At 71.3% G+C, this 20,089-nt stretch carries 17 protein-coding genes and 1 pseudogene; 7 read left to right on the plus strand and 11 right to left on the minus strand.

The genetic code is table 11. The features are described from left to right. Positions 1 to 4: 4 nt before the first annotated feature. On the minus strand, positions 5 to 943 hold the full coding sequence (locus ABGB21_RS27320) for a hypothetical protein (RefSeq protein WP_347680195.1): 939 nt from the start codon (positions 941 to 943) through the stop codon (positions 5 to 7). Between the two features lie 388 nt (positions 944 to 1,331). On the opposite strand from ABGB21_RS27320, the gene ABGB21_RS27325 reads away from it, so the two are divergent. Both ABGB21_RS27325 and ABGB21_RS27330 read left to right on the plus strand, forming a co-directional pair. Then, positions 1,332 to 1,457, plus strand: coding sequence for a transposase (locus ABGB21_RS27325; RefSeq protein WP_347680197.1), 126 nt, complete (start codon positions 1,332 to 1,334; stop codon positions 1,455 to 1,457). Between the two features lie 242 nt (positions 1,458 to 1,699). Beyond that, complete coding sequence (locus tag ABGB21_RS27330) at positions 1,700 to 2,530, plus strand: SDR family oxidoreductase (RefSeq protein WP_347680199.1); 831 nt, start codon at positions 1,700 to 1,702, stop codon at positions 2,528 to 2,530. Between the two features lie 351 nt (positions 2,531 to 2,881). Here the strand turns inward: ABGB21_RS27330 and ABGB21_RS27335 are convergent, their stop codons facing one another. After that, positions 2,882 to 3,400 carry a hypothetical protein gene (locus tag ABGB21_RS27335; RefSeq protein ID WP_347680201.1) on the minus strand — a complete coding sequence of 173 codons (519 nt, stop codon included), beginning with the start codon at positions 3,398 to 3,400 and terminating at the stop codon, positions 2,882 to 2,884. A gap of 217 nt (positions 3,401 to 3,617) precedes the next feature. Here ABGB21_RS27335 and ABGB21_RS27340 point away from each other — a divergent pair, with 217 nt between their 5' ends. Then, positions 3,618 to 4,835: a cytochrome P450 gene (locus tag ABGB21_RS27340; protein ID WP_347654647.1), complete on the plus strand. Its 1,218-nt coding sequence runs from the start codon at positions 3,618 to 3,620 to the stop codon at positions 4,833 to 4,835. Positions 4,836 to 4,914: 79 nt separating this feature from the next. On the opposite strand, the gene ABGB21_RS27345 is transcribed toward ABGB21_RS27340, so the two are convergent. The 7 genes and pseudogenes from ABGB21_RS27345 to ABGB21_RS27375 all read right to left on the minus strand — a co-directional run bounded on the left by ABGB21_RS27345 (position 4,915) and on the right by ABGB21_RS27375 (position 12,508). Then, a complete protein-coding gene (locus ABGB21_RS27345) occupies positions 4,915 to 8,166 on the minus strand; it encodes a S8 family serine peptidase (RefSeq protein ID WP_347680203.1) in 3,252 nt (1,083 codons plus the stop codon). Between the two features lie 178 nt (positions 8,167 to 8,344). Continuing rightward, the gene (locus ABGB21_RS27350) at positions 8,345 to 8,941 is read right to left on the minus strand and encodes a hypothetical protein (protein WP_347654708.1); all 597 of its coding nucleotides are present in this window, start codon (positions 8,939 to 8,941) and stop codon (positions 8,345 to 8,347) included. Between the two features lie 121 nt (positions 8,942 to 9,062). After that, positions 9,063 to 9,323: pseudogene (locus tag ABGB21_RS27355) on the minus strand (sigma factor); the annotation flags it as partial. Positions 9,324 to 9,400: 77 nt separating this feature from the next. Continuing rightward, positions 9,401 to 9,883, minus strand: coding sequence for a DUF6232 family protein (locus tag ABGB21_RS27360; protein WP_347654649.1), 483 nt, complete (start codon positions 9,881 to 9,883; stop codon positions 9,401 to 9,403). A 56-nt stretch (positions 9,884 to 9,939) separates the two neighbouring features. After that, complete coding sequence (locus ABGB21_RS27365) at positions 9,940 to 10,446, minus strand: hypothetical protein (RefSeq protein ID WP_347654650.1); 507 nt, start codon at positions 10,444 to 10,446, stop codon at positions 9,940 to 9,942. 84 nt (positions 10,447 to 10,530) lie between these two features. Beyond that, positions 10,531 to 11,820, minus strand: coding sequence for an amidase domain-containing protein (locus ABGB21_RS27370; protein ID WP_347654651.1), 1,290 nt, complete (start codon positions 11,818 to 11,820; stop codon positions 10,531 to 10,533). A 214-nt stretch (positions 11,821 to 12,034) separates the two neighbouring features. Continuing rightward, positions 12,035 to 12,508 (minus strand): DUF6232 family protein, encoded by a 474-nt coding sequence (locus ABGB21_RS27375; RefSeq protein WP_347654652.1) that lies wholly within the window; start codon positions 12,506 to 12,508, stop codon positions 12,035 to 12,037. A 172-nt stretch (positions 12,509 to 12,680) separates the two neighbouring features. Here ABGB21_RS27375 and ABGB21_RS27380 point away from each other — a divergent pair, with 172 nt between their 5' ends. Beyond that, positions 12,681 to 13,454: an enoyl-CoA hydratase-related protein gene (locus tag ABGB21_RS27380; RefSeq protein WP_347654653.1), complete on the plus strand. Its 774-nt coding sequence runs from the start codon at positions 12,681 to 12,683 to the stop codon at positions 13,452 to 13,454. Between the two features lie 123 nt (positions 13,455 to 13,577). Then, positions 13,578 to 15,197, plus strand: a complete 1,620-nt coding sequence (locus ABGB21_RS27385) for an acetolactate synthase (protein ID WP_347654654.1) — start codon at positions 13,578 to 13,580, stop codon at positions 15,195 to 15,197. A gap of 60 nt (positions 15,198 to 15,257) precedes the next feature. Here ABGB21_RS27385 and ABGB21_RS27390 read toward each other — a convergent pair whose 3' ends face one another. Next, on the minus strand, positions 15,258 to 16,178 hold the full coding sequence (locus ABGB21_RS27390) for an alpha/beta hydrolase (RefSeq protein WP_347654655.1): 921 nt from the start codon (positions 16,176 to 16,178) through the stop codon (positions 15,258 to 15,260). A 166-nt stretch (positions 16,179 to 16,344) separates the two neighbouring features. Continuing rightward, entirely contained in the window at positions 16,345 to 17,970 is a 1,626-nt protein-coding gene (locus tag ABGB21_RS27395; RefSeq protein WP_347654656.1) for a hypothetical protein, read from the minus strand. Between the two features lie 253 nt (positions 17,971 to 18,223). Here ABGB21_RS27395 and ABGB21_RS27400 point away from each other — a divergent pair, with 253 nt between their 5' ends. Both ABGB21_RS27400 and ABGB21_RS27405 read left to right on the plus strand, forming a co-directional pair. After that, a complete protein-coding gene (locus ABGB21_RS27400) occupies positions 18,224 to 19,231 on the plus strand; it encodes an ATP-binding cassette domain-containing protein (protein ID WP_347680205.1) in 1,008 nt (335 codons plus the stop codon). Next, entirely contained in the window at positions 19,228 to 20,034 is an 807-nt protein-coding gene (locus ABGB21_RS27405) for an ABC transporter permease (RefSeq protein ID WP_347654658.1), read from the plus strand. Before ABGB21_RS27400 ends, ABGB21_RS27405 begins: the two co-directional genes overlap by 4 nt. Positions 20,035 to 20,089 lie beyond the last annotated feature (55 nt).

Here is a 20,089-nt window from a genome sequence, read left to right on the forward strand (position 1 = left end):
TCGGCTATCCCTGGAGGACGTCGTTGATGGTGGTGGCGGTGATGGCCCGGTGTAGCCAGGTGTCGAGTTGGGTGAGGTCGGTGCAGGTGAGGATCTGCTCGCGGGCTTCGGTGGGTAGCTCGACGCCGCGCCCCTCAAGTACGGTCACGATCGCCAGGGCCTTACCCTTTGCCTGGCCTCGGGCTTCACCTCTGGCCTCACCTCTGGCTTCGCCCCGGGCTTCGCCCCGGGCTTCGCCCAGCTCCTCGTGCTGAGCGGCCAGTTCACGCAGCAGTTCGCTGCGGTATTCGTGGCCCACGGTGGTGGTCATGAAAGCCTCCCAACGAGTCCGGGCCGCTGTCGGCAGCCCGGCCAGCACAACGTCATAATACAAGATTGCCGTCTTCGGACTGACCGCACGAAGTGCCTCCATCAGCGCTGGGAAGGTGGCTTCCACCTGGGCATCGTTGCCGTGGCAGATGGCCGAGAGCACGGCCAGGGCCGGGTTGCTCCGGGCCAGGTCCACATCCACGACCAGCGGTACGTCGCCCGGAGTGAAGATCAACGGGCGCAGCGTCAGACTCAGTCCGGTGAACTCGAAGAGGTCGCGATAGCGCCCGGCAATCCGGGAATCAGGGCAGTAGACGAGTAACGCGGCGTCGACATCCAACTCGGCCTCGAGTTGGGCCACGTAGAGCTTCCAGGTGCGTCGTTTCCCGGAGTCCCAGCCGCGCTGGATCTCCAGGACGACCGCGAGCAGCGGCCGGTCGGCCGGATCGCAGAAGAGCAGCATGCTGTCCGCGTGGTAGGTGCGCGGAACCAGCACCCGTACGTCCGTGGAGTGCGTCCGGGCGTGGTGGTAGTCGGGCACCTTCACGTCGAAGACGTGTGTCAGCAACCAGGCCACCAGACTCGGATCGAGCTTGGCCAGGGCGACCGGGGTCTCATGTTCGGCGCTTGGCATGGCGGACACCTTATGAGAGGGATACGACTTTCGATGGGTTGACGCGCGGTGTGTCTGTCTCGTCTCGCATTGTGGTCGGTCCGGTGGTTGTAGCGGAGCTGGCCGTCCCGCCGGGGACGGCCAATCTCGACCTCACCCTCGGTACGACCACCGACCGTCCATTCACGCTGGCCTGGCTGCTCGTCCTCGTCGGGACCGGCCTGCGGTTGGAGGCCGCCATCGGAGCCCGAAAGGTAGGGCACGACAGCCCCGGTCGCTGACTTCCGTGACCGCAGCCCAGTTGTCGGTGTGGCAGGGGGGAGACCGGCGCGGTCCATCGGTATGAAGTGATCCCCTGAGACCGGACACCTCCTGGCTCGGCACTCTGCCGAGGAGGAAAAAAATCGCTGTGGCTCGACAGAGCAAGTACCCCGAGGAGTTCCGTCGCCAAGCGGCGGCGCTGGTGTTGAACTCTGGTCGCACGATCCGTGACGTGGGCCGGGAGTTGGGCGTCAACCACGAGACCTACAAGTAGATCCACCGAGAGTCCCTGACACACATCGAGGTGTCCGGCCGATAGGGGTCACTTCACCTGAGGGCTGGCACGTCTTCAGGCGTTTGCCAGATGTACGGGGGCACACGCGTTCGCTCGACGGAGGGAGCGCTCGTCGTGCTCGTGGTCTTGGGCACGTCCGCTGACGGCGTCGAGCCAACCCTGGTACCCGAGGCGTCGCCGTGGAGAGAATGGCGCTGCGGCAAGTGCATCCGGGAGGGCCGATGACCACAATGTTCGGCAAGGTGTGTCTGGTGACCGGCGGGACCAGCGGGATTGGCCGGGAGACGGCGGCCCGGCTGGCCGAGTTGGGGGCCACCGTGGTCGTCGTCGGGCGCGACGTCGAGCGAGGGCGAGCGGCGGTCAAGGAGATCCGGCATCGGACGCCCGGTGCCGAGGTGGAGCTTCTGACGGCCGACATGTCGAGCATGGCCGAAGTGCGCCGGCTGGCCGCCGAGGTGCTGGAGAAGTACGACCGGCTCGACGTGCTTGACAACAACGCTGGTGTGATCATGCTCAAGCAGCAGTTCACGGTCGACGGCTACGAGACCATGTTCGCCGTCAACCATCTGGCGCCGTTCCTGCTGACCAGCCTGCTGCGGGAACGGCTGGTAGGCAGCGCGCCGGCCCGCGTGATCACGGTCTCGTCCAATGTGCATCGCTCGGCCAAGCAGATTCCCTGGGACGAACTGGCCCGCGGCGAGCCGAGCTACCCGCTGTCGAAACTGGCGAACATCTTGTTCACAGCCGAGTTGGCCAAGCGCCTGACCGGCACCGGCGTGGTCGCCAACTGCCTGCACCCGGGCCTCATCCGCACCCAGTTGGGCCGTGAGGCCCGCGGCGTCGCGAAGCTGCTCGTCACGGCCGCCAAGCCTTTCATGGGTACGGTCCAGACCGGCGCGGCCACCCCGGTCCACCTGGCCAGCGCCCCAGAGGCGGCCGAGGTCACCGGAGGCTACTTCTTTCGCGGCAAGCAGATCGAGCCGAGCTCCCTGGCCCGCGACCCCGAGGCGGCCGCGCGTTTATGGACCCTCAGCGAGGAGCTGGTGGCGTAAGCCGAGCCAAGATCGTCGCCATGCGGCGCGCTCGCCAGACTTGTGGTCAGCACGCGCCGTTGACCGTGAACATCTGGATGCCTTCCGTGGTATCCGGATCACGGCTAGAAGCGCGCCCCGGCGTGGGCGTCTCGCGCGCAGCTTGCGCGTGGGGCCTGTCTTGCAAGCCTGCGAGCGGCCCGCAACTGGGCACGTGGCTTCAGCGGCCCGCAGAGGGTTAGCAGCTGATGGCGTGGCGGTCGTCATGGGTGCTCACTAGTCGGCTCTAGTTGGCCGTGAACTTGAAGGAATGGGCAGCGGCCACCGGAACCTCGTACGCGACGGCACGTCGCCGCTACGATTTCGACGTCGTCAGGTACGGCCGGCGATCGGTACGGAGGTCTCGGCGTCGAGCGCCCGACCGGCGGCGTCGAGCGGCGTGACCAGGAGTGCCGGTGCGGTCGGCCCGGCGACGTACCCGGGAACGAGGAACCTCCCGTCGTGCACCCGGGCCGGTACGGCGGCGCCGTCGGGTACCCGGACGGAGACGGTGTGGGCGCCGGTCACCGGTACGTCGCCGAGGAAACCGTCGAGGACCGCTGCGACCGTGTACTGGTCGCCGCCGCCCCAGGCGCTGACCGCGCCCGCGTGTCGACCCTCGACCAGGCTCTCGACGCTCCAGCCGGTCGTCGCGGTCCAGAGTCGCAGCGTACGGCCGTCACCGAGGTCCACGGTCTGCGCGGCGACGAATCCGTCGGGTGGCTGCCACGCCGGCGCCGGGGTCGTCGGTTCGTCCGAGGGGACCAGGCGTACGGCGGCGACCAGCGCCAACGCGACCGCCGCGAGTCCGACAAGGCTCCGCAAATTGGTACGGCGCACAGCGGTGTCCACCCCACGATCCTCGCAGGTTCGGTCAACCCGGGGCGACGCCCCGGACATCAGGCCACGCATCACGTCAACTCACGTTGGGTAGTCGACGTCGTTGCGAACCGTCAAATTGGGCATCGACAAGGCGACCGGATGTCGGAAGGATGGACGCGGGCCGGCGCGGCGACCCGTGCGGCGCCGGAGCCGGATCCTCACCGACACCAGAGCGGGGAGAGAAGCTGTGACGACCGCACCCGTCAGCAATCCGTTCACCGCCGGCTGGGACCTGCACGAGGTGCTGGGCGGGCTTCGCCGGGACAGTCCGGTCCTCGAGATGACCATGCCGACCGGAAAGAACGCCTGGCTGGTCACCCGGTACGAAGACGCGCAGCGGGCACTGAGCGACCCACGGCTGAGCAAGGGTGTTTCGCCAGCCGGCGGGGTGGAGTACCGGACGCTGGTCTCCGAGGATGTCGAGCAGGCACTGACCCGGCACATGCTGGCCAGCGACCCGCCGGACCACACCCGGCTGCGCCGACTGGTCGCCGGCCCGTTCGCACCGCGCAAGGTGGCGGCGATGCGGCCGTGGATCGAGGAGATCGCCGAGCGGCTGCTGGACAACATCGGCGACGCCGCCGAGGTCGACCTGCTCGACGCGTACGCGGCACCGCTGCCGATCCAGGTGATCTGCGAGATGCTCGGCGTCCCGCCGGAGGACCAGTCCGCCTTCCGGGGCTGGGTCACCGCGATCCTCGCCGGCCCGATGAACCTGACCGAGTGGCCGGCCGCGGTGCGGTCCATGATCACTTACATCCGGGAGCTGCTGGCGGCGAAGCGGGAGCGGCCCGGTAACGACATGCTCTCCGACCTGCTGGCGGTCCGGGACGAGGGTGACCGGCTCAGCGACGACGAGTTGACCTCGATGGTCTACCTGCTGTTGATCGCCGGGCACGAGACGACCACCAACCTGATCGCCAACGGCATGCTGGTGCTGCTGTCGGAGCCGGAGCGCTGGGCACAGGTGGTGGCGGCGCCGGAGCTGCTGCCCGGGGTGATCGAGGAGCTGCTGCGCTACGAGGGGCCGGTGCAGAGTTCGACGTTCCGTACCGCGCTGGAGCCGGTCGAGATCGGTGGGCAGATGATCCCGGCCGGCGCCACGGTGGTGGTGTCGCTGTCGTCGGCGAACCGGGACGCCGCCCGGTTCCCGGACCCGGACCAGCTTGTGCTGGACCGGCCGAGCATCCCGAACCTGGCGTTCGGGCACGGCATCCACTACTGCCTCGGCGCGCCGTTGGCCCGGTTGGAGGGGCAGGTCGCGTTCGCCGCGCTGGCCCGCCGGTTCCCCGGGATGCGGCTCGCGACCCCGCCCGAGCAGCTGGTGTGGCGGCCCAGCGTACTGATCCGGGGACTCAACTCCCTGCCGGTGCTGCCGGGCGGCTCCGGTCAGCCCGGCCAGTGATCCTTCGGCAGTGACCGGTTGACACTCCGGGCCGCTCCGCCGCTCGGCGGGACGGCCCGGAGGACCCGTCCGATGTGACTCAGGCGGTCCGGTACGCGTTGATGATGGTCTGGGTCAACGTCGTACCGTCCCGGCCGACAACCTCGGCCCGTAGCGAGACGCCGCCGCCCCGGCCGGGGTTCTTGACCGTGATCTCACCGTGCTTGAGCCGGGCCTCCCGCCAGCTACGGCCACCGTCGGTGGAGACCGAGACGGTCAGTTCGGCCACGTCCTCCGCGCCCGGCCCCTGTACGGCCACCGGCACGCTGAACCGCCGATGGGCCGGTGCGGTCGAGTCCAGTCCCAGCTTCGGCGTGAACCGGACGACGGTCCCGTTCAGCGTCACCGTCTCCTCCCCGGCCGGCCGGGCCGAGGTGAAGGTGTAGGCCATGCTGATCTCGCTGGAGACCGGGGCGTCCCGGTGGATCGTGCTGACCAGCTTGTACCTGGCCCGCTCCGCCGGCACGTCGAAGACGACGAGGTCGAGGTGGGTGTCGGCGGTGGCGTACTCCTTGCCGTCCCGGTAGAGGACCGTCTGCGCCGAGGTGACCAGGCTGTCGCCGTAGTTGCCGGCACCGTCGGTGGTCGGGTTGAGGATGCCGCCCATCTGGTCGCCCCGGCGCAGCACGCCGTTGCCCTCCCGCAGGTACGGCCCGAACACGCCGATGTTCAGGTCCTGCTGGTACGTCCGGCCCGCCTCGAAGTTGACATTCTCCCCGGAGTAGTACGCCTCGACGCCGTCCGGGCCGTTCTGCATGAGGCTCAGGCCCCAGGCGGTCACCCCGGTCTCGACGTAGACGTCGACGGCCCGGGGCAGGGGCTGGGCGGTGGCCTGGGACGAGCCGAGCAGCGTCGGTCCGGTGAACAGCCAGCCGGTCCGGTCGGGCAGCCAGGCGCCCAGCCGAGTACGGATCAGCGCGAGCTTCTTCTGCGGCGTCTGCCGGTTCAGCCCGGTGTAGAACGAGCCGTCCCGCCGGTCCGACAGGTGGTACTCGACGTTGCCGCGCTGCCAGTCGGTGATGGCCAGGCCGGTGATGTCCCAGCTGTCGGGGGCGTGGCCGAGCTGTCCGGTGCGGAACCCGTCCGGGCTGGGCCCGCCCATCCACTGGTTGAGGTACCGGAAGCCGTCCTCGGGCCGGGTCCAGAGCATGCCGACGGTGATGCCGGCCTGCTTCGCCTTCTTGTCCGGCGGGGTGAGCCGGACCGGTCGGGCGTCGTTCGCCTCGAAGGTGACGCTGGTGTTCTGCTCGGTGAGGTCGAAACTGGGCATGACCAGCCAGTCGTCGCCGGTCTCGGTGCCGTCCGGCTGCCAGCGCAGGAACGCCTCGATCCGGTAGTCGCCGACCGGAAGCTCGGCGGTGGCGGTGCCGTCGTCGTGCATGTCCGGGTAGTAGACCCGCAGGTTGTTCATGTCGTACACGGTGGCGTTCCAGTTCGTCGCCGGTGCGCCGGTACGGTCGACGGCCTTCATCGTGAGGGTGACCACCGGCGGTTCGCGGCGCAGTACGCCGGCGGTGGTGACGGTCTGCCCGTCCCCGGTGCCGACGACGTAGACGCCGTAGCTGCCGTACCGGTCGCCACCGGCCCGGCTGTCGGCGGTGACCTGGACGGTGGCGGTGCCACCGGCCGGCACGGTCACCCGGTCGGCGTTGAGGCTGAACATGCCGGCGGGGTTGTCACCGGTGACCGCGAGGTCCAGGGTGACGTCCCGGTCGCCGAGGTTGCGGTACCTGATCTCCCGGGTGACCGGCGGTACGTTGTCGTCCGGGGCCGACACGGCGCCGAAGTTGACCGAGCCGGTCTCGGCGACCACCGTCTGCCGCAGGGCGGCGGCGACGTCGATCCGCCCGGATCCCTGCTGGTACGGGGTGTGGCCGCCGGGGCGGGCGGAGCTGACCAGGACCGACTTGAGCTGCTGGCCGGTCCAGTCCGGACGGGCCTGGGCGAGCAGCGCGGCGGCGCCGGAGACGTGCGGGGTCGCCATCGACGTACCGGACATGGTGCCGTAGCCGCCGCCGGGGAGGGCGGCGGTGATGTCGACCCCGGGGGCGGTGACGTCCGGCTTGATGCCGCCGTCCCGGACCCGGGGACCGCGCGAGGAGAACGGCGCGAGACGGTCGGCACCGTCGACCGCGCCGACGGTCAGCGCGGCGTCTGCGGTGCCGGGGGAACCGAGGATGCCGTCGTTCGGGCCGGCGTTGCCGGCGGCGACCACGAAGAGGGTGTCGGAGGTGGCGGAGAGCTGTTCGAGGGCCGCCTCCTTCAGGTCGACGTTTGCGCCGACGTACTGGCCGAGGCTCATGCTGACGACGTCGGCGCCCTGGTCGACCGCCCACTGCATGCCCGCGATGATGCCGGAGTCGAAGCCCGAGCCGCGGTCGTCGAGGACCTTGCCGCTGAGCAGTTCGACTCCGGGGGCGACGCCCCGGTAGCGGCCGTCCGAGGCGGCGCCGGTGCCGGCGGCGGTGGAGGCGACGTGCGTACCGTGCCCGTTGTGGTCCTCGGCGTCGGCGGCGTCGGTGAAGTTCACCGCGGCGCCGATCCGGCCGGCGAAGTCCGGGTGGTCGGTGTCGACACCGGAGTCGAGGACGGCCAGCTTGACCCCGCTGCCGTCGTAGCCGGCGGCCCAGGCGGCCGGCGCCCCGATCTGCGAAACGCTCTCGTCCAGGGCCGCCTCGACGATCCCGTCCAGGGCGATCGACCTGATCCCGGGGGCGACGTCCAGGGACCGCAGGGCGCCGGTCGGCCGGGCCAGCCGGGTCCAGACGTCCGCCGCCTTGTCGGCGTCGACGGTCAGCGCTTCGCCGTTGATCGAGTCGAGGGCGGCGTGTACGTCGACACCGTCGCCGGCCCGCAGCCGGGCCGACCGGTTCTCCCGGTAGGTGACGATGATCGGCAGGCCGTCGCGGTCCCGGTACTCGGGGCGGCTCAGTTCGGTGACGTTGAACAGCCGTTCGTCCAGCACACCGCTGTTGATCAGTGGTCGTACGTCGGCGGGGACGACCTCGACCGAGCTGCCGTTGTCGAGGATCTGCACCGGTACGTTCTCCCGGCCCTTCGCCCGGATCAGGCCGGTGACCCGGCCGGCCGGGTGGTACAGCACCCGGTCGCCGGTGATGAGCGGGATCTCCAGGCTGTGCGGGTCGGCCTGGCCGAGGCGGCCGGGCGCGGTGGTCGGCGGGGGTTCGGTGGGGGTCTGCGCGGTGGCGGGCAGCGGCAGCGCCGTGGTGAGGGCGGCCGCCACCACCGCGCTGACGGCCGCGTGGCCGGCCCGCGATCGGTTGAGCCTCAAGGGTTCTCCTCGCTGTTTGTCGACGGCCATGTCAGCCGAGCGGCCGACCGTGACCCGGCCCGGGGGACGAGGCCGCAGCGAGTATCAAACGAAGATCATCAAGCCCGCAAGATCCATTACCGAGGGTGCCGACGGCCGGTGGTCCGGCCGGCCGCCGGCGACCGGTGACCGTCGCGCCTCAGAACCCCCAGGGCTCCGCCGGACGACAGTCCTGGTCGGCCTTGCCGTAGACGACGGTGCCGTCCGGGGCGGTGTAGCAGCGGTCCTGCTCCTCGTCCGGAGGGAAGAGCAGTTGCCGGACGATCTCCCGACCCTCGCGGTCGTAGCCGACCAGTTCGGCCCGGTCGGTCACGTCCCCCCTGCTCACCAGGCCGAAGGCGCCGTTGGTCAGCCGCGCCCGGGTCTGCCGACCGTCGCCGTGCTCCAATACCAGCCGCCGCACCCGGGACACTGACCCGACCGCCGACCGCCACCTCGCCGCTGTCCATCTCGGTGGAGGTGAGCAACATCCGCTGGACCAGACCGGGCAGCCAGTCTCTGGCCCGCAACCCGGCTCGCTGCCCACGGCACCGGTGAGTTCCCCGCCTGGGGTCAGGTCGACGCTGCACTCGAAGTACGCCGAGCCGGTCAGGAACAGCATCACCGCCTTGTGGGACCGTTGGGCGGCCACCGCGAGGTTGTCCACGGTGAGCGGGATCTGGTGGATCTCGTCGTTGCGTTCCAGGCACCAGTTGGTGGCCCGGCGCAGCGTCGGGGAGAGTTCGTCCGCTCCCATCGCCAGCACCGTCTGCCCGCCGTTCGTCGTCGAGCCGCCCGGCGACCTCGTCGGCCGGATCCCCGTCCACATTCCGCTCGGGCGGCATCCGGTGCAGCAGTGCCCGCCACCGTCGTGCCGACCGCCACTCGGTCCGGGCCGTGTTAATAGCCACCACCAGCAGCCAGGGCAGCACGGAACCGTCGACCAGCCGGGCCTCGCCCCGGCGCCGCCAGGCGACCAGGAACGTCGACTGGGTGACGTCCTCGGCGGTCGTCCACGACCCGGTGAGCCGGAACGCGTGGTTGTGGACCGTCCGGGCGTACCGGTCGAAGAGCCGGCCGAAGGCGGCCGGGTCACCCGTCTCGGAGGCCGACCACAGCTCCTGGTCCGACGGTTGCATCTGGATGGTCACGTCCAACTATGGCCGGCAGTACCCGACCTGTTGCGGCTTCGTTCGGCCCCGCGGCCCGGCTCCGCTCAGCGATCTCCGCCGTGCTGCTCGATGGCGCGCTGCACCGCGCGGTAGATCTGGCCGAACCGGAGCGCGTCGGAGGTCCGGACCAGCATGATCTCGTGGCCGTGCCATTGCACCCAGAGCTCCTGCACCCGGACACCCCGCTCGTAGGAGCGGTCCAGCCAGGTCAGCGGCAGTTCCAGGAACGGGGTCAGGGCGAACGCGCCGACCACGCAGGCGGCCAGGATGATCGCGGCGAGCTGCCACTGCCCCCGGTCGTGCGCCGAGTAGGCGAGGGAGAGCACGCAGATCATCGCGACCAGCGGTGGGATCGAGAAGAGGAAGATGAGGACGCCCCGGCCGAGCAGCCGGGACCGGGTCCGGGCGGTGCCGGGCCCGCGGACGTGCCAGACGTACGTCAGCTCGGAGATCGGCACCGCGTGACCGTTGGCGTGGATGGCGGCCGAGGTTACGCGTACCGTGTCGTCCCGGTAATAGAGCGTCACCAGTCCAGCAAAGCGTGCCGGTCAACGATTGTCGATGGTCGGTACGGCGGCGCGGTTCACACCTCGTCCAGGACCGAGGCGGCGGCGGGGGCGCTGCGTCCGCCCTTGCAGATCCGGACGACGCCCTCCGGCACCGGGGAGAGCAGGGCGTTGGTGCCGGTGATGTCGTAGCCGGGCAGCGGGGTGCCGTCGACCGTGGTCGGCCGATCGTGTGGCCGGGCGAAGACCACGAGTACGGTGCCGACACCGAGCAGGTCACTCTCGGCGGGGGTGTCCACCCCGGGCCAGACCGCCACCCGCTCCGGCACGCCGGCACCGGCGAGCGTCCCGTCCACCCGGGCGACCAGGCCCCGGGTGGTGGTCACCCCGTCGGTGATGAGCGGCTGCTCCTCGATCGTCGCCCGGAACACCGCCGCCGCCCGGGAGGCGTGCTCCCGGACAGCGGCGGCGGTGGGCGTCGGACACTGCTCGCCAGCCTGTTGCGCGGCCCCGGTGGATTCGCAGGCGCTCAGGGAAGCGGCGGTGACGAGCGTGACGGAGGCGGCAGCGACGGCCGGTGCCACACGCAGACCGGAAAACATTTCGGCTGCCTCCCTCGTCCCATTCGGAAATGGCATGTGTGATTGTTCAGATGGTAGACCGCTACGTCAGGTACGCGCGGCCCAGTACGGCCCGTCGTTCTGGGAGATGATGTCCCAGAGCGGCTTGTTCTCGGTGTCGGTGCTGTGATAGCTGAGCAGTGGCCAGCCGTCCGAAGCGCGTCCGGTCACCATCATGGTGTGGTCGGGTGCGTCGGTTTCCCCGTATCCGTCGATCTCCATCTGCATGACGTCGGAGATGAGCAGATCATCGAGGTACGGCATGAAGGTCACCCGGCCGCCGTAGTTGTTCTCGTAGATGTTCCAGTTCGTCGCGCCACCCCAGGTGTAGGAGTGGATCGGGGTGCAGTCGTTGCAGCGCCAGTACCAGACGTCGTAGTCGTCGTGGTTCCAGAGCACCGCGGGGTAGTCCTCGGAGCCGGCCTCGGCGTACCGGCCGGTCCAGAGGGCCCAGGAGATGAAGGTCGTGCAGTCGTTGGTGTCCCGGGTGTAGGTGACCGGGTTGTCGGTCGCGTAGAAGAGGGCGAAGTCGACCATCGCCTGGTAGTTGTGGGGCGGGCCCTCGCCGCCCATCGGCTGCGCCACCCGGTCGGGGGCGGGCAGCGGTCGGTCGGCGGGGCGGCCGACGGTACTCGTCGCGCCGACCCGCTCGGTCTTGTCCGGGGTGGCGCGTTCCGCGTCGGCGGCCGGCACCCGACGGTTGGCCAGCTTGGTGGCGTCCCCGGCGGCCAGGGCCCTCCGGTTGGTGGCCAGTGAGGCGCGCAGGGGGGTGACCCGTTGCGCGATCTCGGCCCGGCGGACCGCCTCCGGGACCCGGGCGACCCGGGTGAGCTGCGCCGCGCCGAACTCGCTGGCCGGGTCGAGCGCGGTGATGCCCGCCAGTCGCCAACTCTGGTCGACCAGCAGGTAGCGCACCTGGTGCCGGGCCGTGTAGTGGTATTCCTGCGCCGAACCGGCGTACCGGTAGGTGGTCTCCTCCACCACCTCGGCGTCGCGTCGGGTGCCGCTGCCGGTGCTCGACACGACGGTGACGGTGGTGTCGACGGAGCTGAACTCGGCGCCGGCGAGTCGCCGGGCGAAGTCCCGGTCGGCCTGGACGGCCTGCCGGGCGGCGAGTGTGTCGGCCGCGCTCGGCGCGACCGCCGGTCGGGCACCGGCGAGTGCCCGGCTCTGGGCGGCCCCGGAGAGCAGGGCCGCGTTCTCGGTGACGAGCACGCTTTCCGCGATGCCCGCCAGTTCGGCCGTGGAGGGTACCGCGGCGAACGCGGACGTCGGTGTGAGCAGCGCCGCGAAGGCAAGGGTCGCCCCCACGGCCAGAATGCGCGCAGGTGTGCGCATCGCCAGCATCAAACCTCCCGAGGTCTGTTGTCGGAGTGGCTCGATGCTAGCGACGGGCGTCGATTGCCGTCCCGCCCCGAGAAGTGACCATCTCTGTTAGATGAACGACATTCGCGAATCCTTGAGATGACCTTGCCGACTTGGTAACGACCGGCCGCCGGCCAGGCAATTTGTTTACGGCAGCGGACGGGCATGGAACAGTTTCTGTAACGGATCATCGGCGGACCGCGTGGACCGTCCGCTGCTCGACGGCCCGTTCCAGCGCGCGGTAGATCTGACCGAACCGCAGTGCGTCGGCGGTGACCAGCAGTCGGACCGGTCCGCCCCGGCACTGCGCCCAGATCTCCAGCCGGTGACTGCCCCGGTCGTAACTGCGGTCAACCCGGTCGAGCAGCAGGTCGGCGACGGGTGCGGCGGCCAGTCCGAGCAGGACCGAGACCCCGACGACGCCGACGGTGACCGCGAGGGAGGCGTGCAGGCGTACCGCGATCAGCAGCCCGAGCACGGCGGCGGCCAGCGGGCCGGCGAGGGCGGCCAGCAGCGCACCCCGACCGGCCAGGACCCCCCAGCGCCGGCCGGCCCGGACGTGCCACACCCGGTTGATCTCCCGCAGCGGGTACGCCCGCCCGGCGACCCGGACCGCCTCCGAGGTGATCCGGACCTGACGGTCGTCGTAGTACGTGGTCATCGTCGTTCCGCCTCGACCGAGTTCGACGTGCTGGGCCCGACAGTCAAAGTTACCCGCCATGGGCCAGGGTGAATCGCCGCCCGGGGCGGACATCCGCAGACCACCCGTTCGGGTTCGGCCGGCCGGTACGCCCGTTAGGGTGAGCCTCGCGACTTCGACGTGGAGGTGGGCTGTGGGCGACTTCGTCCGGGTGGAGATCAGCGAGGGCATCGGTACCGTCCGGCTGGACCGGCCACCGATGAACGCCCTGAACATTCAGGTCCAGGAGGAGTTGCGGGAGGCGGCTGCCGTCGTCGCCGCCGACCCCGGGGTCCGGGCGGTCATCGTCTACGGCGGCGAGAAGGTCTTCGCGGCCGGCGCGGACATCAAGGAGATGGCCGACATGTCGTACGTCGACGTGGCGCAGCGGGCCGCCGACCTCTCCAGCGCGATCGGGGCACTCGCCCGGATCCCGAAGCCGGTCGTCGCGGCGATCACCGGGTACGCCCTCGGCGGCGGCTGCGAACTCGCCCTTGCCTGTGACTGGCGGGTGGTCGCCGAGGACGCCAAACTCGGCCAGCCCGAGATCAAACTTGGCATCATCCCCGGCGCGGGTGGCACCCAGCGGCTGGCCCGGCTCGTCGGCCCGGCCCGAGCCAAGGAGCTGATCATGACGGGCCGGATGGTCGACGCGGCCGAGGCGCTGCGGATCGGCCTTGCCGACCGGGTGGTCCCCGCCGACCAGGTGTACGCCGAGGCGGTCGCCATGGTGCGGCCGTACGTCACCGGCCCGGCCCAGGCGCTGCGGGCGGCGAAGCTGGCCGTCGACGGTGGACTGGAGATGGACCTCGCCTCCGGGCTGGCCTGGGAGAGTCAGCTCTTCGCGGCGCTGTTCGCCACCGACGACCGGCGGGAGGGGATGGCCGCCTTCGTCGAGAAGCGCAAGCCGGACTTCACCGGGCGCTGAGCCGGGCCGACCCCGGAGGGGCACAGCAACCCGACGAGGGTAGGCGAGCGATCCTCACGTTTTTCCTGACCGGCCGGTAACCTCGCAGCAACATCGGAGGCGGATGACGGGAGCGGCGAAGCGATGACCGGACGGATCGAAGGACACGGCGGCGACCTCGCCCTCGCGGCGGTACGCGGATACGGCGTACGGGAGATGTTCACCCTCTCCGGCGGGCACGTCTTCCCGCTCTACGACGCCGCGCACCGGACCGGGTTCCCGATCTACGACGTCCGGCACGAACAGTCCGCCGTCTTCGCCGCCGAGGCGGTCGCCAAACTCCAGCGCCGGCCCGGGCTCGCCGTCCTCACCGCCGGCCCCGGAGTCACCAACGGCATCTCCGGGCTGACCAGCGCGTACTTCAACGCGTCACCGGTGCTGGTGCTCGGCGGCAGGGCACCCGCCTTCCGGTGGGGCGCCGGCAGCCTCCAGGAGATCGACCACGTGCCGCTGGTCGCCCCGGTGACCAAGCACGCCGGCACGGTCCTCGACCCCGACGACGTGGTCGGCGCGGTCGCGGGCGCGCTGGACACCGCGCTCACCCCGCACCGGGGACCGGTCTTCCTCGACCTGCCGCTCGAAGTGGTCTTCTCGACCGGTGGGGCGGACCCGGTGGCGCCGACCGTACCGGTGCTGGAGCCCGACCCGGACGAGGTGGCGACCGCCGTCGGCCTGATCGCCCGGGCGCAGCGTCCGGTGCTGATCGCCGGCTCCGACGTGTACGCCGGAGACGCCGTCGAGGCGCTGCGGGCGGCCGCCGAGGCACTCCGGGTACCGGTCTTCACCAACGGCATGGGGCGGGGCGCGCTGCCGCCCGGTCATCCGCTCGGCTTCGCCAAGGCCCGGCGGGTCGCGCTCGCCGGCGCCGACCTGGTGGTGGTCGTCGGTACCCCGCTCGACTTCCGGCTCGGCTTCGGCGACTTCGGTGACGCGACCGTGGTACACGTCGTCGACGCGCCGAGCCAGCGGGCCAGCCACGTCGAGCCGGCGGTCAGCCCCGCCGGTGACCTGCGGCTGATCCTGACCGCGTTCGCCGACCACACCGGCGACCGGGCCGACCACGAGTCGTGGATCGCCGACCTGCGGACCGCCGAGGACGCCGCCCGGGCCAAGGACGCGGCGGCGATGGCCGCCGAAACCGACCCGATCAAACCGGCCCGGGTCTACGGCGAACTGCGCCGGATCCTCGCCCCGGACGCGGTCACCATCGGCGACGGCGGCGACTTCGTCTCGTACGCCGGCCGCTACCTCGAACCCGCGCAGCCCGGCACCTGGCTCGACCCCGGCCCGTACGGCTGCCTCGGCACCGGCATGGGGTACGCGATGGGGGCCAGGGTCAGCTACCCCGACCGGCAGATCTGTGTGCTGATGGGCGACGGGGCGGCCGGGTTCTCGCTGATGGACGTCGAGTCGCTGGTCCGGCAGAAGCTGCCGGTGGTGATCGTGGTCGGCAACAACGGCATCTGGGGCCTGGAGAAGCACCCGATGAAGGCCATCTACGGCTACGACGTCGCCGCCGACCTGCAACCGGAACTCCGGTACGACCAGGTGGTCACCGCGCTCGGCGGGGCGGGGGAGACCGTGGCCAAGGCCGCCGACCTGGGGCCGGCGTTGGAACGGGCCTTCACGGCCGGGGTGCCGTACCTGGTCAACGTGCTGACCGACCCGGCCGACGCGTACCCGCGATCGTCCAACCTGGCCTGACTCTGCTCCTGCAGCGGCCCGGCGGGCGTACTGTCGCCCGCCGGGCCGCACGCCGGTCGGTCAGCTCGCCGCCGAGCTCCGCAGCCGGTGCAGGAAACCGTCGACCGCGTCTCGGAACGCGGCCGGCTGTTCCACCCAGGGATGGTGGCCGCACCGCTCGATCACCGCGACCTCGCCGGCCGGAAAGAGCTTCGCCAGCGCCACCACCGGGGCGACCCCGGCGCTGCAGTCCTCGGCGCCGGCGACGACCAGCACCGGGGCGGTGACCACACCGAGCCGGTCGGCGAGGTCCGGCGGCGGCTCGACGCTGAAGTACGCCCGGTTCGCCCGGTAGCTGTACCGGGCGGTGGCGGCGTGGGCCCGTTCCGTCCCGCCCCAGGCGGCGTACGCCAGCGGCGCCACCCGTTGCTGCCAGGCGTTGAACCCGGCATCGTCGAGGATCTCGGGTCCGGCCTCCCAGGCGGCGACGGCGGCGGCGAACGCCGGGTCCGTCCGCCGCCGGTCCCGCAGTTCCCCGACGTCGGAGGGTACGTCGACCAGATGACCGGCGGGCGGGGTGACCAGGACCAGACCGGCCAGGCGTCGCGGGTACCGCACCGCATAGCTGGTCGCCAGCCGGGTGCCGGCGGAGTGCCCGAACAGCAGCAACCGGTCGAGACCGAGGTGCAGTCGGAGCCGTTCCAGGTCCTCTGCCTGCCGCCAGTACGAGGCCGCTTCGACCGACGCGGGCAGCGGGGACCGTCCCACGCCCCGCAGGTGCGGCACGATCAGCCGTTCCCGGTCACCCAGCCCGGCCAGGTCGCCCAGGTAGGCGGGATGCAGGGCCGCGCCGCCGGCGAGCGCGACGACCGGCAGCCGGTTACCGCCGTCGTCGCTGTTGTCGTGTTGCTGGTCGTGGCGCCGTTCGCCGGTCCGCTGGTCGCCGGTCCGGTGGTCGTCGAAGTAGAGCATGGCTCCGTCGGAGCCGGGGTAGGTGGGCATTCGTCGCCTTTCGGGATGCCTCGTGGGCGCTCCCGACGGCCGCCGTCAGCGGGGCCGTTCAGCCGTGGGGAGGGGAGCACCCGGCCGGATAGCGGTAATGGGTCTCACCTCCTGAGGTCGTTCGTGGTCACGGCAGCGGCGAAACCTACCAGACCATCCGGCACACCTACCGGCCGGGGCCGAAGCGGTCCGGTGACCAGAACCAGTCGTCGGGCGGGGGGTCGGCGGCGGACGCGGGCGTGATGGTGACGTTGCTGACCTGCAGTGGCGGCGAAGTCGGCTCGGGGCCGGTGTCACGGCGCGGGTCGGCCAGGGCGGAACGCGGCCGGGGCGGCCCGGCGGCGAGCAGCGGCAACAGCAGGATGCCGAGGACAACCGGGGCGGTCATGTAGCGGGCCGCCTGCGCGTTGTTGACCAGCAGCACGGAGAGCTGGTTGCCGAGACTCAGCCCGGCGAGGACCAGTACCGCCCGTTCCCGTCGCTGCCAGGCGAGCAGCCCGACGACCAGGTACGCCAGCCAGGCCCAGGTGGCACCGCGCCACAGCAGCCACTCCGGCCCGGCGATCCGGTTGGACAGACTGTCCGCGAGCCGGCTCGCCCGTTCGCTGACCGGCTGGGTGAAGGCGACCGCCCGTACCTCGGCGGTGTGGAACCGGGGATCCCGCTCCAGGTAGATCGGCAACGCCCAGGCGGTCGGGTTGCCGGAAAGCATCCCGGCCGGGGTCGGCCGCCAGGCGACCGAGGCCCGGCACAGGCGTGCCTCCAACACCGTCACGGGGGCCCGGCGCACCAGGCGCCACCAGGCGGAGAGGAGCTCGTCGCGGTGCGCCGCGGCGGCCTGCCGGTCGAAGTCGGGATCGTAGACCGTCGGGTCGACGGTGTAGCAGTTCGCCGACCCGCGCCAGTGCGCCAGTGGGGCCACCGTCGCCATCAGCGCGGTGTCGGCGGCCGGGAAGTCCTGCGGCGCGGCGTCGTAGCCGACCGCGAGGTCGCCGAGGAATGACTCGTAGGCGACGACCGAGCCACTGTCCCGCACGCCGAGGGCGGGCAGCAGGGTCCAGTTGGCGAGCAGCGCGATGGTGGCGGCCAGCACCCCGGCCAGCAGTACCCGCAGTGCGGTGCCCCGGACCAGGACGGCGACCAGCCCGGTGACGATCAGCGCGACCAGGAAACCGTTCTGCCGGAACAGACAGACCAGGGTCAGTCCGGCCAGCAGCGCGCCGAGCAGCGCCCCGGGCAGCGGGGTGCCGGCGCCGGCACGGCGCCGGTCGACCAGCCGGGCCAGGGTGCCGAGCAGGAAGACGTGGCAGATGACAAACGGCACGTCCTTCCAGACACAGACGGCGAACGTGCCGACCGGTGGCAGCACCACGACCACGACCGCCGCCGTGGTCCAGCCCCAGGCCGGTCCGCCGAGCCGGCGCAGCCCGGTGACCGCGTACGTCAGGGCCGCCGCCAGGCCGCAGCACTGCGCCAGGGTCAACGCGCCGACCCCGCCGGTGAGCTGGATCGACAGCCAGACCAGCCCGGTGTACGCGACCGGATGGTGGGTGTTCCAGTTGCCGCTGGTCGCCTGCCAGACGTGGTCGAGGGAGTCCGGGCTGAACAGTCCGGGATAGCGGGCCGCCCACCAGAACAACAGCACCGCCTGGACCAGCAGGTACGTGCCGACGCCGAACGGTATCCGGGGCGGCCGGAGCCGTCGGTGGTCGGGCTGCCGATCCGCCTGGCCCGTCGACCCCGTCGGCCCGTCCGGCGGCCGGACCGGCCCGGCGACCACCTCGTGCGTCATCGCACCCTCTCCTTCGCCCCGGGCGCCACGGGGGCGCGCCGAACAGCGGTACGAGGGGTGCACCGATGGGCCATGCTATGGCCGCCGCCGTACCCGGGTATACGGAATGTCCGACTCCCGGCGGATCCGCTACTGCCGGAACCCGATGGAACCGGCCCCTGTCAGCCGGATGTCAGCGCGCTCCGCCCGATGTCAGCGCCGAGTCAGCCCCGTTGGTCAGGGTGGGAACCAGGACACCGATGGGAGAACCTTGATGAGTCACGCCATCCGCGCCGAAGGGTTGGTCAAACGTTTCGGCGCGACCACGGCGCTCGCCGGAGTGGACCTGGCGGTCCGTACCGGCAGCGTCTTCGGCCTGCTCGGGCCGAACGGCGCGGGCAAGACCACGACCGTACGGGTGCTCGCCACCCTGCTGAGCCCGGACGCCGGCACCGCCACCGTCGGCGGGTACGACATCCACCGCGAGGCGCACCAGGTCCGGCAGACGATCGGCCTCACCGGCCAGTACGCCTCGGTCGACGAGACCCTCACCGGGACGGAGAACCTGCTGCTGATCGGCCGGCTGCTCGGCATGTCCCGGGCCGACGCCCGGGCCCGGGCCCGGCAGCTGCTCACCGACTTCCACCTCGCCGACGCGGCGGACCGGGCGGCCAAGACGTACTCCGGGGGGATGCGACGGCGGTTGGACCTGGCGGCGAGCCTGGTCGGCCGGCCCCGGCTGCTCTTCCTGGACGAGCCGACCACCGGGCTCGACCCGCGCAGTCGTACCGAGCTGTGGGGGATCGTGCGGGACCTGGTCGACTCGGGGGTGACGGTGCTGCTGACCACGCAGTACCTGGAGGAGGCGGACCAGCTCGCCGACGAGATCGCGGTGGTCGACCACGGTCGGGTGATCGCGTACGGACCGCCGGAGGAGCTCAAGTCCCGGGTCGGTGGGCAGACCCTGGTGGTACGCCCCGCAGACCCGGCCGACCTGCCGGTGCTGCTCGCCGTGCTCCGCGACGTCACCGGTGCCGAGCCGCAACTCAACCAGCAGATCGCGACCGTGGCGGTGAGCGGTGGGGACACCCTGCCGGCGGTGGTCCGCCGGCTCGACGAGGCGGAGGTGACCGTTGCCGAGCTCGCTCTGCGGGGCGCCAGCCTGGACGAGGTCTTCCTGTCGCTGACCGGCCACCGGGCCGAGGAACCGGACGCCGACCGCGCCGGAGAACCGGAACGCGGGGATTCCCGTGCCGACCAGTTGGAAGGGGCGCGGGCATGAGCGTTCTGAACGCACCGGCTGCCCTGCCCGGCCACCGGACGGGACCACTGACCGGGCTGCGGCACACCATGACCCTGGCCTGGCGGAGCCTGGTGCAGATCAAGCACAACCCGATGGAGCTGATCGACCTCAGCATCCAGCCGCTGATGTTCGTGCTGCTCTTCACGTACGTCTTCGGTGGCGCGATCGCGAACAGCCCGGGTGAGTACCTGCGGTTCATGCTGCCCGGCATCGTGGTGCAGAACGCCCTCTTCGCCACCCTCACCACCGGTTTCGGGCTGAACATGGACCTGACCAAGGGCTTCTTCGACCGGCTCCGGTCGCTGCCGATCGCCCGGTGGGCGCCGCTGGCCGGCCGGATCCTCGCGGACACCGTCAAGCAGGCGTGGTCGATCGGGCTGCTGCTCGGGGTCGGGGTGATCCTCGGCTTCCGGGTCGGCACCGGGGTGTCCGGCCTGCTCGGTGCGGTCGCCCTGCTGCTGGTCTTCACCCTGGCCGCGTCCTGGCTCTCGGTGCTGGTCGGGGTGCTGGCCAGCGATCCGGAGAAGGTGCAGGTATTCGGCTTCGTGGTGATCTTCCCGTTGACCTTCACCAGCAACGCCTTCGTACCGACGGAGAGCATGCCGGGCTGGTTGCAGGCCTGGGTGAAGGTCAACCCGGTCACCACCCTCGCCGACGCGCTGCGTGGGCTGCTGGTCTCCGGTCCGCAGCCGCGGCCGATCGTCACCTCGCTGCTCTGGGCGCTCGGGATCGTGCTGGTCTTCGCCCCGCTGGCGGTCCGGGCGGTCCGCCGCCGGGTCTGACCCGCCGACCCGGTCCGGCTCGGCGCAGCCGCGGCGGATCCGCCGAACCGGACCT

It is taken from the genome of Plantactinospora sp. B24E8, assembly GCF_039871735.1.
Taxonomy (GTDB): Bacteria; Actinomycetota; Actinomycetes; order Mycobacteriales; family Micromonosporaceae; genus Plantactinospora.

Coding starts and splice junctions, on each gene's coding strand:
- ABGB21_RS27385 (WP_347654654.1), top strand. CDS start 13,578: ATGACCGGACGGATCGAAGGACACGGCGGCGACCTCGCCCTCGCGGCG.
- ABGB21_RS27395 (WP_347654656.1), bottom strand. CDS start 17,970: ATGACGCACGAGGTGGTCGCCGGGCCGGTCCGGCCGCCGGACGGGCCG.
- ABGB21_RS27330 (WP_347680199.1), top strand. CDS start 1,700: ATGACCACAATGTTCGGCAAGGTGTGTCTGGTGACCGGCGGGACCAGC.
- ABGB21_RS27375 (WP_347654652.1), bottom strand. CDS start 12,508: ATGACCACGTACTACGACGACCGTCAGGTCCGGATCACCTCGGAGGCG.
- ABGB21_RS27350 (WP_347654708.1), bottom strand. CDS start 8,941: ATGGGAGCGGACGAACTCTCCCCGACGCTGCGCCGGGCCACCAACTGG.
- ABGB21_RS27320 (WP_347680195.1), bottom strand. CDS start 943: ATGCCAAGCGCCGAACATGAGACCCCGGTCGCCCTGGCCAAGCTCGAT.
- ABGB21_RS27370 (WP_347654651.1), bottom strand. CDS start 11,820: ATGCGCACACCTGCGCGCATTCTGGCCGTGGGGGCGACCCTTGCCTTC.
- ABGB21_RS27400 (WP_347680205.1), top strand. CDS start 18,224: ATGAGTCACGCCATCCGCGCCGAAGGGTTGGTCAAACGTTTCGGCGCG.
- ABGB21_RS27390 (WP_347654655.1), bottom strand. CDS start 16,178: ATGCCCACCTACCCCGGCTCCGACGGAGCCATGCTCTACTTCGACGAC.
- ABGB21_RS27405 (WP_347654658.1), top strand. CDS start 19,228: ATGAGCGTTCTGAACGCACCGGCTGCCCTGCCCGGCCACCGGACGGGA.